General features: G+C 49.7%; 12 protein-coding genes and 1 CRISPR repeat array. Of the genes, 4 read left to right on the top strand and 8 right to left on the bottom strand.

Going from position 1 to position 15,449, the window contains the following annotated elements:
* The first annotated feature begins 61 nt into the window (after nucleotides 1-61).
* The 4 genes from H3L95_RS05845 (at nucleotide 62) to ubiE (ending at nucleotide 1,958) form a co-directional block, all read left to right on the top strand.
* Complete coding sequence (locus H3L95_RS05845) at nucleotides 62-349, top strand: cytochrome b6 (protein ID WP_231286232.1); 288 nt, start codon at nucleotides 62-64, stop codon at nucleotides 347-349.
* A gap of 1 nt (nucleotide 350) precedes the next feature.
* Nucleotides 351-782: a gamma-butyrobetaine hydroxylase family protein gene (locus H3L95_RS05840; RefSeq protein ID WP_003760063.1), complete on the top strand. Its 432-nt coding sequence runs from the start codon at nucleotides 351-353 to the stop codon at nucleotides 780-782.
* A 103-nt stretch (nucleotides 783-885) separates the two neighbouring features.
* The gene (locus tag H3L95_RS05835) at nucleotides 886-1,062 is read left to right on the top strand and encodes a hypothetical protein (protein ID WP_003760061.1); all 177 of its coding nucleotides are present in this window, start codon (nucleotides 886-888) and stop codon (nucleotides 1,060-1,062) included.
* Between the two features lie 158 nt (nucleotides 1,063-1,220).
* Nucleotides 1,221-1,958, top strand: a complete 738-nt coding sequence (ubiE, locus tag H3L95_RS05830; protein WP_003760056.1) for a bifunctional demethylmenaquinone methyltransferase/2-methoxy-6-polyprenyl-1,4-benzoquinol methylase UbiE — start codon at nucleotides 1,221-1,223, stop codon at nucleotides 1,956-1,958.
* Between the two features lie 206 nt (nucleotides 1,959-2,164).
* A CRISPR array of direct repeats spans nucleotides 2,165-7,597; the repeat unit is 32 nt; unit sequence GTTTCAACACACAGCCGCCCGAAGGCGGCTGG.
* A gap of 189 nt (nucleotides 7,598-7,786) precedes the next feature.
* Here ubiE and cas2 read toward each other — a convergent pair.
* The 8 genes from cas2 to cas5c form a co-directional block, all read right to left on the bottom strand.
* The gene (gene cas2, locus H3L95_RS05825) at nucleotides 7,787-8,080 is read right to left on the bottom strand and encodes a CRISPR-associated endonuclease Cas2 (protein ID WP_003758701.1); all 294 of its coding nucleotides are present in this window, start codon (nucleotides 8,078-8,080) and stop codon (nucleotides 7,787-7,789) included.
* A 74-nt stretch (nucleotides 8,081-8,154) separates the two neighbouring features.
* Nucleotides 8,155-9,168, bottom strand: a complete 1,014-nt coding sequence (gene cas1c / locus H3L95_RS05820; protein WP_003758700.1) for a type I-C CRISPR-associated endonuclease Cas1c — start codon at nucleotides 9,166-9,168, stop codon at nucleotides 8,155-8,157.
* Nucleotides 9,169-9,240: 72 nt separating this feature from the next.
* Entirely contained in the window at nucleotides 9,241-10,392 is a 1,152-nt protein-coding gene (locus tag H3L95_RS05815; protein ID WP_003758697.1) for a hypothetical protein, read from the bottom strand.
* On the bottom strand, nucleotides 10,385-11,242 hold the full coding sequence (gene yhdJ / locus H3L95_RS05810) for an adenine-specific DNA-methyltransferase (RefSeq protein WP_003758695.1): 858 nt from the start codon (nucleotides 11,240-11,242) through the stop codon (nucleotides 10,385-10,387). Before yhdJ ends, H3L95_RS05815 begins: the two co-directional genes overlap by 8 nt.
* A gap of 117 nt (nucleotides 11,243-11,359) precedes the next feature.
* Nucleotides 11,360-12,013: a CRISPR-associated protein Cas4 gene (gene cas4 / locus H3L95_RS05805; protein WP_003758693.1), complete on the bottom strand. Its 654-nt coding sequence runs from the start codon at nucleotides 12,011-12,013 to the stop codon at nucleotides 11,360-11,362.
* A 15-nt stretch (nucleotides 12,014-12,028) separates the two neighbouring features.
* The gene (gene cas7c, locus H3L95_RS05800) at nucleotides 12,029-12,895 is read right to left on the bottom strand and encodes a type I-C CRISPR-associated protein Cas7/Csd2 (protein WP_003758692.1); all 867 of its coding nucleotides are present in this window, start codon (nucleotides 12,893-12,895) and stop codon (nucleotides 12,029-12,031) included.
* Nucleotides 12,896-12,906: 11 nt separating this feature from the next.
* Nucleotides 12,907-14,766, bottom strand: coding sequence for a type I-C CRISPR-associated protein Cas8c/Csd1 (cas8c, locus tag H3L95_RS05795; RefSeq protein ID WP_003758690.1), 1,860 nt, complete (start codon nucleotides 14,764-14,766; stop codon nucleotides 12,907-12,909).
* Nucleotides 14,763-15,437 (bottom strand): type I-C CRISPR-associated protein Cas5c, encoded by a 675-nt coding sequence (cas5c, locus tag H3L95_RS05790; protein WP_040668561.1) that lies wholly within the window; start codon nucleotides 15,435-15,437, stop codon nucleotides 14,763-14,765. The genes cas8c and cas5c overlap by 4 nt, the downstream gene beginning before the upstream one ends.
* Nucleotides 15,438-15,449: the final 12 nt, after the last annotated feature.

Here is a 15,449-nt window from a genome sequence, read left to right as displayed (position 1 = left end):
GACGACCTTCTTTATATGCAACAAGACAAAGCAGGGTGGGGCAAGATACTTTATTGTTTGGGTGAACCGTAAAACTGTTAGAATAGCGGAAATTTTATTTCTTGTTTCTCAAACAATGATCCGCCATCCGAAAATTGCCGCCCATACGCGTTATGCCTTTATCTGTATCGGACTGATGATGCTTTCTTTCCTGATATATGTGGTTTTGGCAGTGTTTGATTTGGGCTTGGATATGTCGATGCGGATTGAGCTGACCCGTTTTGCGCTCATTTTAATCTTGCTGTTTGCGTTTTTGGGCGGCGTTTTTTCAATCTGGGTAGCGGTGCTGCGAAAGAAAATGGGGGTATGACATGAACCAAGTTGATAACAACATTCCTGAAGAAATCCGTTTGCAACATGACCGATCGGCTTTGGTTTTGGTTTATCGCGGCGAACGTAAAACCCTTCCTGCCGAATTTCTCCGCGTTTATTCTCCCAGCGCCGAAGTGCGCGGACATGGTGCGGGACAAGATGTCTTGCAGACAGGTAAAGCGGAAGTTACGATTTCTGATTTAGACCCTGTCGGTCAGTATGCGCTCAAAATTACTTTTTCAGACGGTCATAATAGCGGTTTGTATGACTGGGCTTATCTTTACAAATTGGCTTACGATTATGATGCACTTTGGCAGGATTATCTCCGCAGGTTAAAAGAAGCCGGAGCCTCCAGAATACCGAGTGCCGCAGACCTTATTGCCGGTAAAAAGCATTCCTGCGGCAGCGGCGGTTGTGGCGGGCATCATTGATTACTGAGCGTGTTTGTTCTTTTTGAAGCGGCATTGTGACGGACAGCAGGATGTCGGCAAAGCAGCTCTGTTCCTCGCTTGAAAAAATATATCAGCCTGTCTGATGTCAAACAGAATCGGCTGGAAAGATACGGTCTTGAGGGTACAATGCCACTGCACGGGCGAGTTGCGCTGTTATCTGAATAAAAAAGATTATTTAGCCATCCATTTGATAGACTATACCAAGCAGGTCCGCAAAAAGCATATCGTGAATGACGATAAAAATGCCATCACCTTCTGAGATGAAATTTCAGCATTCGGCGTAGCCATGGACAAATTGAAAGACAGGTTTGCCTCTCAATGATTAAACTTTCAGACGACCCCTAGAGCAAGGTCGTCTGAAAATCGAAATACCGTTTGAACCATATTGATTTCAGATTATTTTAGGAAAGCACCTCTATGAGCGACCACAAAACCCATTTCGGTTTCACTACCGTAAACGAAGAAGAAAAGGCAGGTAAAGTGGCCGAAGTGTTCCATTCCGTAGCCAAAAACTACGACATCATGAACGATGTCATGTCTGCCGGCCTGCACCGCGTTTGGAAACATTTCACCATCAATACCGCCCGTCTGAAAAAGGGCGATAAAGTGCTGGATATCGCCGGCGGTACCGGCGACCTGTCGCGCGGCTGGGCCAAGCGTGTGGGCAAAGAAGGCGAAGTGTGGCTGACCGACATCAACTCATCCATGCTGACCGTCGGCCGCGACAGACTGCTGAATGAAGGTTTGATTCTGCCCGTATCGCTGGCCGATGCCGAAAAATTGCCGTTTCCCGACAACTATTTCAACTTGGTTTCCGTTGCTTTCGGTTTGCGCAACATGACCCATAAAGATGCCGCGCTCAAAGAAATGTACCGTGTGCTCAAACCGGGCGGAACGCTCTTGGTATTGGAATTTTCCAAAGTCTACAAGCCACTGGAAGGTGCATACGATTTGTATTCCTTCAAACTGCTGCCGGTCATGGGCAAACTTATTGCCAAAGACGCAGACAGCTATCAATATCTGGCAGAATCCATCCGCATGCACCCTGACCAGGAAACATTGAAACAAATGATGCTGGATGCCGGTTTCGACAGCGTTGATTACCATAATATGAGCGCAGGCATCGTAGCCTTGCATAAAGGTGTGAAATTCTGATGCCCGAATCGGCTGACCTATCTGTCTGATGTCCATAGCCTATTCCAAAGTATCGGGCTTATGTTGATGACTGAAAAAGGTCGTCTGAAAACCGATTGATAAGGTTTTCAGACGACCTTTGTCGTAAGAAATCTCTGAGTTGTACTGATATATAGCTGCCTGAAAGCGGCTGGGAAGATGGACTTATGCTCTTTGAGCGCGTTCAGGTTTCAATACACAGCCGCCCGAAGGCGGCTGGGACTTTGAAACAAAAAACCGAAAACGAAGCGTATGTTTCAACACACAGCCGCCCGAAGGCGGCTGGAACAGCCACAAACAGCCCCGCAGACCGCCTATGGTTTCAACACACAGCCGCCCGAAGGCGGCTGGTTGAGGCGGTTGCCGCTGACTGGGTTAGGGTGGGCGTTTCAACACACAGCCGCCCGAAGGCGGCTGGCTTGCAGCTTGATAATGTCCACATTGATATCAAGGTTTCAACACACAGCCGCCCGAAGGCGGCTGGGTCAACATATTGACTACTCTTTGCATCCCAAACTTCGTTTCAACACACAGCCGCCCGAAGGCGGCTGGAACCGGCGAGAAGCGAAAAAGTGTCCTCATGGATGGTTTCAACACACAGCCGCCCGAAGGCGGCTGGGTAAGTTCACCAATCATCATATGATGCCCGATGGCGTTTCAACACACAGCCGCCCGAAGGCGGCTGGATTTCTACCGCGTCGCCGAATGCAACAACGACATAGTTTCAACACACAGCCGCCCGAAGGCGGCTGGCAGGATATTTTCCTGTTCCCGCTGGCTCATATCAGGGTTTCAACACACAGCCGCCCGAAGGCGGCTGGAGCCCATGTTGATGTCGATAACCCGCGCCCCGAGGTTTCAACACACAGCCGCCCGAAGGCGGCTGGCTGGTGCAGCCGCCCATAGAGCCACCCTCTCCCCAGCCGTTTCAACACACAGCCGCCCGAAGGCGGCTGGCATTTCGTATCAAATTACATCAATTACCATAAAAGTTTCAACACACAGCCGCCCGAAGGCGGCTGGGATTCATATACACGTGGCGGTAAATTGGCATCAATTGTTTCAACACACAGCCGCCCGAAGGCGGCTGGCTTTGTGCGACGCCAGACGACGGCTTGATGCCCAGTTTCAACACACAGCCGCCCGAAGGCGGCTGGGAAATGGCGCGTTTGATACGTGAAATCGAGGTGTTTCAACACACAGCCGCCCGAAGGCGGCTGGACCGGAACGGGAACAACTGGAACGGGAACAACTGGTTTCAACACACAGCCGCCCGAAGGCGGCTGGAACCAGTACGGCGTTGCCTCGCCTTGCCGTACTAGTTTCAACACACAGCCGCCCGAAGGCGGCTGGGTTCGGTCTCCGCTATTTAAGCAATATTGCTATTGTTTCAACACACAGCCGCCCGAAGGCGGCTGGAGATTTGATAAACGTTGTAGCCTTTCCAAGCCATGTTTCAACACACAGCCGCCCGAAGGCGGCTGGGTTTGGCCGCTTGCATGGCCGTATCAATCCGATGTTTCAACACACAGCCGCCCGAAGGCGGCTGGCAACGACTTGAGGTTGTTTTTTCACGCCGCCGAAGTTTCAACACACAGCCGCCCGAAGGCGGCTGGCAACGCTGACCGTTGATGTCGGCAGGTGGCCAGCGTTTCAACACACAGCCGCCCGAAGGCGGCTGGGTAAAGGAGCTTCATCACTTATTCAACATTTCAATGTTTCAACACACAGCCGCCCGAAGGCGGCTGGGTCTTGTTATTGCCGTATTTACGATAAAGCCAAAGTTTCAACACACAGCCGCCCGAAGGCGGCTGGCCCCACACCCCCAGTCTCGCCGCCGACGGCTCGGGTTTCAACACACAGCCGCCCGAAGGCGGCTGGAATACGGCTCAGGCAATTGAACAAGTTTCAAGAATGTTTCAACACACAGCCGCCCGAAGGCGGCTGGGAACGGAGATTGAAGATGATAACCATACAATTGCCGTTTCAACACACAGCCGCCCGAAGGCGGCTGGCTGAAGGATAAGAATATCCTAGTCGGGGAAAATGGTTTCAACACACAGCCGCCCGAAGGCGGCTGGGTCAGATACCGACCGAGAATACCGAAATCAACAGTTTCAACACACAGCCGCCCGAAGGCGGCTGGATCATCTTCTGATAGATGTGGCTTCGGTTGCTCAGGTTTCAACACACAGCCGCCCGAAGGCGGCTGGAACGGTTTTAATTCTAGGTTGATTGCTTTCTCAGGTTTCAACACACAGCCGCCCGAAGGCGGCTGGAGGGGTTCTAAATGTGTTTTACGCTCCCTTAACGGTTTCAACACACAGCCGCCCGAAGGCGGCTGGGTCAACACCATTGCCCGCGCATAATTGTCCTCCCCTGGTTTCAACACACAGCCGCCCGAAGGCGGCTGGTTTCTTTGTCCGTGCGTCAAGGGGTATCCGTAAGGTTTCAACACACAGCCGCCCGAAGGCGGCTGGTCAAGCGGAATCAGACAGTTTTTTCCCATAAACTGTTTCAACACACAGCCGCCCGAAGGCGGCTGGGATCGGAATTTGTTTGAATGTTCCGATTGTTACCAGTCTGTTTCAACACACAGCCGCCCGAAGGCGGCTGGAAAGGTTCTCGTTTCATCGAATCAGAAGGTATTGTTTCAACACACAGCCGCCCGAAGGCGGCTGGAGCCAGGCTTGCCGTCAGGATTGGGGTCGGGTTGTGTTTCAACACACAGCCGCCCGAAGGCGGCTGGTATTGTAGCGTATTTTGCGCGGCAAGGTCGTCTTTGTGTTTCAACACACAGCCGCCCGAAGGCGGCTGGCGGAGCGGTTGGTGGCTTTGGCTCCGAAGACCACGTTTCAACACACAGCCGCCCGAAGGCGGCTGGAGGCTGCTAAAGACCGTTTAAAAGGTGTTTATGTGGTTTCAACACACAGCCGCCCGAAGGCGGCTGGTTGAGAGGTGTGCGGTTGGACAGCTTGTCACGAGGGTTTCAACACACAGCCGCCCGAAGGCGGCTGGATTCAGCGCGGTGCGGATGCGCCATGAAATATCAGTCGTTTCAACACACAGCCGCCCGAAGGCGGCTGGGCCGTACCATAAGAGATTGCCGTTGATGTCGGTCAGTTTCAACACACAGCCGCCCGAAGGCGGCTGGGCGGATCTTGTAGTGTTAAGAAAGGCAGTGATGAAAGTTTCAACACACAGCCGCCCGAAGGCGGCTGGCTGGATTGTCCAGAGACGTCACGCATTTATACCAAGTTTCAACACACAGCCGCCCGAAGGCGGCTGGTCGCGCTGACGTTGCGTCTTAGTACGGGTTGCATCGTTTCAACACACAGCCGCCCGAAGGCGGCTGGGGCATTCCCATCTGACATGATTTTTTCTTTTACAGTTTCAACACACAGCCGCCCGAAGGCGGCTGGCCAACTTGTCAAAATCTATTACTAGGTCTTTCATTGTTTCAACACACAGCCGCCCGAAGGCGGCTGGCTGATTCTGTAATAGGTCATCCTGACGCTCATCTTGTTTCAACACACAGCCGCCCGAAGGCGGCTGGTTTGTTGGTCGAAGAAATGCATCCTGTGAACAAACCAGGTTTCAACACACAGCCGCCCGAAGGCGGCTGGCCAAGAAAATAAATCAATGCAAATTTAATTTTCTTGTTTCAACACACAGCCGCCCGAAGGCGGCTGGGCGAGCGTGGAATTTGGTTTCAAGTCTGGACGAGGTTTCAACACACAGCCGCCCGAAGGCGGCTGGGCAGCAAAATCAAAATCAAGAGAATCAGCAGCAGTTTCAACACACAGCCGCCCGAAGGCGGCTGGGCGACAAGCGGTTAGGCGTTGTATCCTTGTTATGGTTTCAACACACAGCCGCCCGAAGGCGGCTGGGACCTCCCAATTCCAATACCTGCAGAAAAACATCGGTTTCAACACACAGCCGCCCGAAGGCGGCTGGAGAAGGGACACCTCCCGTACCGATGAGGGAGGCGGTTTCAACACACAGCCGCCCGAAGGCGGCTGGCATGAACATCAGACATAAAAAACTCAAACCGTAGGTTTCAACACACAGCCGCCCGAAGGCGGCTGGGTTCGATTACCTGACCGCATACCCTGAATTGTCTGTTTCAACACACAGCCGCCCGAAGGCGGCTGGTTGTTGACTTAACGTGTTAACGCGTTAACATATCGGTTTCAACACACAGCCGCCCGAAGGCGGCTGGTCCGCACAAAGTGGTTACCGCCAGCGTAGGGATCAGGGCGGCGTTTCAACACACAGCCGCCCGAAGGCGGCTGGGCTAGTTTCGTATGAAGGGCTATCGGTGGCTACTGTTTCAACACACAGCCGCCCGAAGGCGGCTGGACCCGTTGCGACGTGGCAAAAGATTTTTATAGCGTTTCAACACACAGCCGCCCGAAGGCGGCTGGCGCCAGCTTTGGCAAGTCCTCCGTGAAAACATGGTTTCAACACACAGCCGCCCGAAGGCGGCTGGTAGTACGACTGTTTTTTTTTAAGGCTTTCAGTCTGGTTTCAACACACAGCCGCCCGAAGGCGGCTGGTTTAATAGGTTTGCTAGGTCTCGCGGGAATACCCGTTTCAACACACAGCCGCCCGAAGGCGGCTGGCGCGTGTGCGTGACCGAAAATTTTGTGATGTTCGGTTTCAACACACAGCCGCCCGAAGGCGGCTGGGTCGTAGCCTTTTTGTTGTAAGGCTCTTTCACTTGGTTTCAACACACAGCCGCCCGAAGGCGGCTGGAAACTTCTTCAGCGAGCATGGATGCGGCACAGATGTTTCAACACACAGCCGCCCGAAGGCGGCTGGTTCGAAAAGGATGGTATTTTGTTGACCGCCGAAGTGTTTCAACACACAGCCGCCCGAAGGCGGCTGGTTGCGGTTATGGTTTTCGACTGACTACCTTTTATGGTTTCAACACACAGCCGCCCGAAGGCGGCTGGGTATGTTCAAAAAGGCGACGTTTTCAGGCATTTTTGTTTCAACACACAGCCGCCCGAAGGCGGCTGGGAAAGTCGGGATTATATGCTGATTCCTTAAAACGTTTCAACACACAGCCGCCCGAAGGCGGCTGGCTGTCCGCACAAACAAGAGGTCGTCTGAACCGGCTGTTTCAACACACAGCCGCCCGAAGGCGGCTGGTGTTTGTCAACGTTCAAAACAATGCCGAACCGAAGCGTTTCAACACACAGCCGCCCGAAGGCGGCTGGATTTCACGCCTTTAATCATAGACCAAGCCATTTTGTTTCAACACACAGCCGCCCGAAGGCGGCTGGGTCCGCAAACATTATTTTCAGTTCGTCTTACTGGCGTTTCAACACACAGCCGCCCGAAGGCGGCTGGGGACATCCGGCGATTTTTACCAATGTGTCTTTATGGTTTCAACACACAGCCGCCCGAAGGCGGCTGGTTAGTGACTTCTTTCAATGGCGTTCCTTGGGCTGTTTCAACACACAGCCGCCCGAAGGCGGCTGGAGCTTGAATATCCTGTTGCGTGTATATCAGGCGGTTTCAACACACAGCCGCCCGAAGGCGGCTGGTTCCGGTCAGGGTAATTCTAAGATGGGTGGTTTGGTTTCAACACACAGCCGCCCGAAGGCGGCTGGAGCCTCTCTCAAAAGCCTTGCTCCATCAGGCTTCGCAGCCCCGATTTCGCTAAACTCTCAAGAAAAGCGTGAACGCGAGTATAACACAGCCTTGTCCGTTACACCCGCATTCGCAATATCCTGATTGTTAAAGAACAATCCCAGTTCGCCAACCCTGCCGCATTTTCATGAGAACCGCAGGTTGGCGATTTACACAATCAACGTATCCTTAAACACATCCACCGCCGGTTTTGCGCCGTGGTGTTCTACTTTACGTCGCCATTTGCTGCCTAGATGGTAAAAGCGCAGGCTGTCGGTTTCGGGGTTGTAGGTTTTCAAAAGTCTATCTTTTAAAACAACCCACTGGTCGGGTGCGATGTCGCATTCAAACACCGAATACTGCACGCGCACACCGTAGTCCAGACACAATTTCGCCACGCGCCGCAGCCTTGCCTGTCCTTCCGCGTCTTCCAGCGAAATATCGTAAGTAATCAGCATCAGCATTTTATATTCCCATGTGCAGGCTGCTTTAGAGGTCGTCTGAAAACGTCCAGCCTGTTTTCAGGCAGCCTGCAAATCTATCTCATCAAAAACGGCGGATATTCCGCTAAATCCCCGCGCAAGTGCCGCGCCAACAGCATGGCCTGAATATACGGCAGCAAGCCGATTTCCACTTCCTCGCCCAAAAACGGATGCACGATTTTCTCCTGCTTTTTCGCCTGCAAGGCTTGGAACAAGAGCTTACGCGCATCGGCTTTCAGGCTTACCGCGCCGCTTGCCTCGGTAACAAAATCCTGCGGTTTGATTTGCCCTCGGTTAATCAGCGACAGCACTAGCCTATCTGCCCACCACGCGCGGAATTCTTCCAAAATATCTTGCGCCAAACTGTCACGTCCCGGTCGGTCGGCATGCAGAAAGCCCACCTGCGGGTCCAGTCCCACGCCTTGCAGAGCGCCACTGATGTCCTTGCCCAAGATGCTGTAAACAAACGACAACAGCGCGTTCACCCCGTCTCTGGGCGGACGGCGGTTGCGTCCGTCAAAAATAAAGCCGCTTTTTTCGCTCAAAAGCTGTCCGAACACGCCGAAATAACGTGCCGCGGCATCGCCTTCAATGCCGCGCACCACGTCCAGCTCCGCCGCACCCTTCAACTGCCGCAGCGAAATGTTCAAAGAATCGACCGCACTTTGAATCGCCGCATTCTCGCCGTAATTGCGAATCTGCCGCTGAAGCACCCGCTTACCCGCCTGAATCTTCGCTGCGATGATATTGCGCGCAATCGGCACGGGATTTTGCTCCGACACCCGATACTGCGCCCGACGCAAAAGCACATTACCGCTCTGCCGCCCCTGAAGCCGCCCTAAGAAACGTCCGTTTTCGGTAAAAAACGCTAAATTCACATTATTTTCACCGCAAAACCCTAGCAAAAACGGTGACACCAGCACATTCCCAAAACAGAAAATATGCCCGATGGAATGCACCGGCAACTGCGCCACTTTCTTACGCTCCTGCTCCACCACCAGCGTCTCCCGCTCCTTATGCAGATAGCTGCCTTGGGTGGTGATGTAGAGCGTGTTTTGCAGTTTGCGCATGGGGAAACTCCTTGGGGTTTGAGCGTGCTTTTGGGTTAATGGGTTGCTATTTAGAGTGTTTGAAAATTTCTCTTAACTAACATCCTCTTCATAATTAAATTCAACCTTACTTTGTACAATAATTTCATCCATTATTCTTTTTAATGAATCTGAATAAATCATTTCCTCGAAATATTTCATTAAATCTGGAACATTTATTATTTCCTCAATCGAATCCATATATGAATTTACAATTGCTTCAATATTGTATTTAGCTTTAGCTTGTTCTTTAATAATTTTTTCTATTTCTTCATATGAACTATTTGTTTTAACAACGAAAGTAATTGGGAATCTCTGCACTTTGTCTATATCTAAAAAATATTTATTAGCATCTATTGTTTCAGTAACTTGAAAAAATCTTCCTAATGGTTTCATTACAAAATCAATACCGCCATCATTAGCATTTGTTCTTCCCGTTTTGTAAAGCACCAACGATTCTTCTGCTACATCATCTCTAGAATCACCTATCCAAATTGTCTGGTTACTATATCTTTCTTTTAGAACAGCATAACTTACAATTTCAAATACCCTAGCATCTGAGCTTGGATGTAATTGCTCCTGAATAAACTTAACTACAGAATGTGGATCGCTACTGCTTAGGTTTGCGATTTCTTGGCAAGTTTTTAAAAAAAGTTCAAATGATTCTTTTTTAGTTGCAATATACTCATCAATTATTCTAATAATTGAAGGTGCTAAATTTTCTCTTCTTTCTATTCCATTTTTATTTCTTACAGATACTTTAATTAAATCTTCTTGAATCCAATATCTTGATGTTCGAACATCCCGAATAATCGGAACAATACCCAATGTTGGAAAAAATTTTTTAAATTCATCGTTTAGTCTGCTATTAAGAGCATGGTTTTGCAATTTAGAACCAAAAGGCAATTCTCTTTGTCTTCTAAATAAATCAGTAAATTTTGCTCCATCATATTTGGAATAATCTAAATCATCACCCAAATATCCTTTATTTATATAATCCTCTATTATTACATATAAAGCATAATGATTAGCAAAAGAACCCCTAGATTTAGACCCTCTTTCTGCAGATTTAGTTTTAATATTTAAATAGCCCAAAATTGGACTATTCTCAAAAATATAAATAGCATCATCTCCAAATTCATCTTTGAGAATTGAGATAATTTTTCCTGTAAAAGAATGATGCTTTAATATCGAATGATTAATCATTAAATTCTCCAACTTTTGGCATAGATTTACTATTTTTCCGTACGAAATTTTTATCTGTATTGCATAATTTTTCACCACGATACTCTGTCGCAATGCCAAGTCTTCTTAGTCCTATTTTTAAATACTCTTCTTGAAATTCAATACTAATACTTTTTCTATTTAATTTTTGAGCAACGGCACTAGTAGAAAAAGTACCACCAAAAGGATCCAAGACAAGATCTCCTTCATTTGTGCTAGCCCTAATTATTCTTTCCAAAAGTGCTTCAGGTTTCTGACTCGGGTGATTCTCATACTCTTCCATTCGGTATCTAACTCTTGGAAAATACCACGTATTTCCTGGAACTTTGGTTGTTTTATATGGCGTAGGGATCTCTTTACGGTAATCTATAAGCTTTCTTTTTGCTCCTGTTTTGGCTTCTATTTCGATATCTGAAGAATTAAATGTATATGATTTGTTATTCTTCACTGCGAATAATATTGGTTCATATAAAGAACCATAATATTTTTTAGCTTGGACACCCGAACTATCATAATGCCAAATAATTCTAGATAAAATAGTCATTCTTTCTCTAAGCCAAATATCTATGTATGGCATAGATTGCGTACTTGCCATCACATATAAAGAGCCATTATCCTTAAGTTTATTTAAGCATAAGCTAAGCCATTTATAACACCATTCGATATACTCTTTTTCTGTTTTCCAAGAATCTTTAAATTGACTAAATTTTTTTCCAATATTATAAGGTGGGTCAGCGAATATAAGATCAACAGAATTATCTTGAATATCGTTAAGAGCATCGAGGCAATCAGCAAGATATATTTTTGTCATTGAGTTTTCAAAAATCTTCATTTGTAATAATCCATATAAATTCAATAATTAAATCAGCATAGTTTATAGGTAATGTATATTACTCAAAATCAAACTATCACACGTATGATTTTACGCACTTTGCTCAATTAAATCATCTTAATATTCCCCAAACAACTCCTCTACATACCCCACACTTCTATCCCGTTTCCCTAGCAACTCAGGCTGGCAAATCTCCACCAGCGAGCAGGCTTTACAGCGTTTGCCATAGTCGGGCGATGGGGTTTGGCCGCTGTTTAGGAGTTCGCGCACGGCGGCGATGGTGGCGAGTGTTTGAGCGCGCAGGTCGTCTGAAAACACGACGGGGACGCGGTGGCGGGTTTGCATATACCACAGCGCGCCCTCAGAGACGGTTTGCCCCGTCATTTCTTCCAAACACAAACCTTGGGCGCAAAGCTGGATTTCGTCCATCGGGTCGGGTTTGGGCTTGCCGCGTTTGTATTCCACGGGTTTCAGACGGCCGGTCTTCGTTTCCACTTCCACCAAATCCAACACGCCGCTGATGCCCAGTTTCTCCGCCGATACATGCACCGTCCGCTCAAAGCGCACACCCTTGCGCGTTTCCGGCTCACCAGAATCCACCCTCTCATGCAGCGCTTTGCCCTGTGCAGTCAGATAGTTCTCCGCCCACGCCTGCTCGTTGTGAATCAACGCACATTGGCGCGGACAGAAAGCGTAGTGTTGCAGGGCGGAAAGGGGAATCAGGCGCGTGTCCTGATTTTCCCCTTGGGTTTCGGTTGAAAGTGCGGTCATCTTTCCAAATGTTTTTTAAAGCAACTCTTCCACACTCACGCCATTGAGGCCGTCTGAAACCACGCTGATGTTGTAATCGCCAAAACCGCTTGCGGGCGTACCTGATTCGCCGTTTACGCGTTCGACTTTCACGGCGTCAAACAGTTTATGTGCAGGCTGGCTGCCGAATGCGCTGTCGTGTTTGAAAACAATCAGTTTGCGTGCCGCCATTTCGCCACGGGCGGCGGAGCGGTCGTGTTCAAACATCAGTGTCAGGGCTTGCCAGAGTTTGGCTAAGTCGTCGTCTGAAAAACCGGTTTTGGCGGCAAGGTTGGCGGAGATAAAACCGTGCACGCGGTAGAGTGCGTAAGGGACGATGTATTTGCGCCCCATAGTGCGTTCTTTTTCCAAGTCTTTTTCGTTGGTGACTGCCATGCGGGTGATGGAAACTTCCAGCGGCACAATCGGGTCGATGGATTGGGCAAACGCCAGTTGTACCGGGCCGCGCACTTGCCCGCTGTTGACTTCGGTCGTCATAACTGCACCAAAGCTGCGAATATCAAAGAAGTTATTGCACATCCAAGCGGTAATTGCACGCGCTTTAGCTTCGTCTTTGGGCAGTTTTTTGGCTTCCGATTCAATACCGAGTGCTTCATAAGCGCGTTTGTTTTGCAGGTTCAGCACGCTTTTTTCTTTGACGTAGATTTCATAGCCTGCTTGGTTTTCTGCGCTGATTTCGATGAAGTTGCGGATTTTCCGTTTCAGGCAGACATCGGTTACCAAGCCTTTGCTGGATTCGGGATCAAGGCGCGGCATATTGCCTGCATCGGGATCGCCGTTGGGGTTGCCGTTAGTTACATCAAAAAAGTAAACAAATTCATAGCGGTTTTGAATAGCAGACATTTTCTGGCTCCTTAGTTTTCAATGGTTTCAGCGGTTTCTTTTTTAGCAAAATAGCTTTGTTTTTGATGGTAATAGCCGATGGCGAAGCGGCCTTGCTCGTCAATGCTCAAATGGCGAGGAAAGGTTTCGGGCAGTTTGGCAATGATTTCGCCCAAATCTTTATCCAAATTCACCGCCATACCGGCTTTGTCTTTACGCAAGCGCGACAAATGGTGTTTTGCGCCCGACAAAAGACGCGGAAAAACCGAAAACGGCACGGCGGAGGCAGAGCCGTAATAGCGGTCGGCAATACCGGCATTTAATTCGCCCAACGCCTGATATTGAATGCGCTCCAACACGGCAAACAGCCGCCCTAAAAGATAGGCGCGATTCGGGCTTTCATTGTTCAAACTCATAGGAACTCCTTCTTCGATAAAACCTTTTCTAAAACGCCGCTCTAATACGGCTTTCATCATTGCCACGCGCAAGCCGTTCACATCACCGTCGGCGCGGATTCGGGTAATCAGTTGCGACAGCAAGCTCATGGGATACGGCGTGCCGCAAATCACGGCGCGGGTCATTTCACCTGCCAATACGGGCGAGATGTTTTCGCTTTTGCCCAGCACGGCAGTTTGCAATAAGAGTCGCCAAATAGACGGCGGCGTTTTCCACGCGCAAGGCTCAAGGGCTAAATCTTGCCAATGCTGTGCTAGGTTTTTTGCTAACTGCCCAAACGTGGTGTCCAGCCAAAACCGAACAGAAATCCGCGCGGCATTAGGGGCAAGCCCTAAGATATAAAAACGGGTATTGGGAGAGAGTTCGGGCGCAATTTCTTGCAGCGGGCGACCTTTGCCCATTTGTTCCAATACGTTGAAAACTTTGGCGCTTTCTTGTTCATCATCCGGCGGTGTGAACACGTGCGCGAAGAAGCCTTCGGCAGCCTGCGCGGTCGCGTTATCGTCCGCTTCCGCCCAAAAGACCGTGCTGGTACTGCCAATACTTGGTCTTTTATCAAAATCTTGTGATTCATTTTGTTTTTTTGCCCCCCGCAGAGCTGCCCTGATTCTATCTAGCCCTATTATTAAAGAGTGCCCATTTTCTGGACGCAACAGATAGTTCAGCGCAGTGGTGTAGGCAAATGCGGATTGTTCGGAAACAGGCGCATTTGCGCCTTGCTCCTTGCCAAACGAAGCAAAGGCTTCTTTATTAAACGAAATAATCGAACCGCCGGAGCTTTGCCCGCCAAACACGCCTTTAATCGCCGGATGCAGCCGTGCAATCGGGGCGGTGTCGCCGCTAATCAGACACAAGCCCTCAAGCGCTTCGTCGCTTTTCAGGCAGCCTGCCCACAAAGTTTGCGCGGCTTCGCGTTTATGAATAAGTGCGGTCGGTTTTTCAAGAGAAAATGCGATGTTGGCATCGAGCATTTCGGCAGGCAGATTTTCGGCAGCGAAATGTGCAGGCTGCCAGTTTTGCAGGAAATGGCACAAGGCTTGGAGGCCTTCGTCTTCGCTGTTTTGCAGTAAATCAAGATGGTATTGCTTAAAGGCGTCAAAGGTTTTTTCAGACGACGTAAACGGTTTTTCTTTGGCTTCGGCTTTGTTTTTATTGGCTTCCACGCCGAGCGCGTAGGCGGTTTTATCCCACAAAAAATTCGGCTTGATGCCCGATGTGCGTTTTTCAGGGCGCGGCACGCTCATCAATTTCGGCTGCGGCTTTTTATCGGCGGTCAGATTCGGCACAACGGTTTTCAGACGACCTTCTTTATCCAACACCAAAATCCAGCCGATTTTTTCCTCACTAAAACCATAAGGCGGCACTTTCGGGTTGCTCATTTCATCGGTTTCCGCTGCCAAACGGCGGTAATAACGGGCAAGGGACGCAAGAATCATGCTTTCACCTCCTCGGCGTAAAACGGCGGCACATCAATTACGCCGTCTTTCATTTGTGCGCGGAAAAAATGCGGCGTGTTGCCGTGGTCAAAATCAATATCGTGCAGCATCCAGCCCAAATCACGGTTTGCCTCGCTTTCCGATAACGCCGACGGCGGCAGCGGCTCGCCTTCGTCAATCAACGCAAAATCGGCAGGGAATTCACGCACGCCCAAACAAGGCTGCTGAAAGCATTGCCCTTTTTTCGCACGGCGTTTGAACATCTCGATATGCTTGGTAACGGTCTCATCCGCGCCCGCTTTTGCCGTCAGCACCGCATGGGCTTCAATCACATAAGCCACGTCTTTAAGCACCGTCGCCGCGCGCTGCTGGCGGTCGTCTTCAATCAGCGTATATAAATCAGCAACGCTCTTGCGCTTCATCGCGCCGCTGACCTTACCCGCCGAAATCTTGCCACCCAACTCATTGCGCCGCACCGACTCAAACCGAATCGGCTTTAACACATAAATCCGGTCAATCACCCACCGAATCGCCGGCTTCCAATGCACCGCCGCCAAAATCCCGCGCGCCGCCGACGGCGTGATGACATCATAAGACACCCGTTCCACCTTCATCTCCGGACGGGTAAAACAGGCATAATCGCCCCAAATATGTAGGCGGATTTGGTTCATTTGGTTCTCCTT

This window comes from Neisseria sicca, assembly GCF_014054945.1.
Classification (GTDB): Bacteria; Pseudomonadota; Gammaproteobacteria; order Burkholderiales; family Neisseriaceae; genus Neisseria; species Neisseria sicca.
This window is presented reverse-complemented; position numbering and strand designations above follow the sequence as displayed.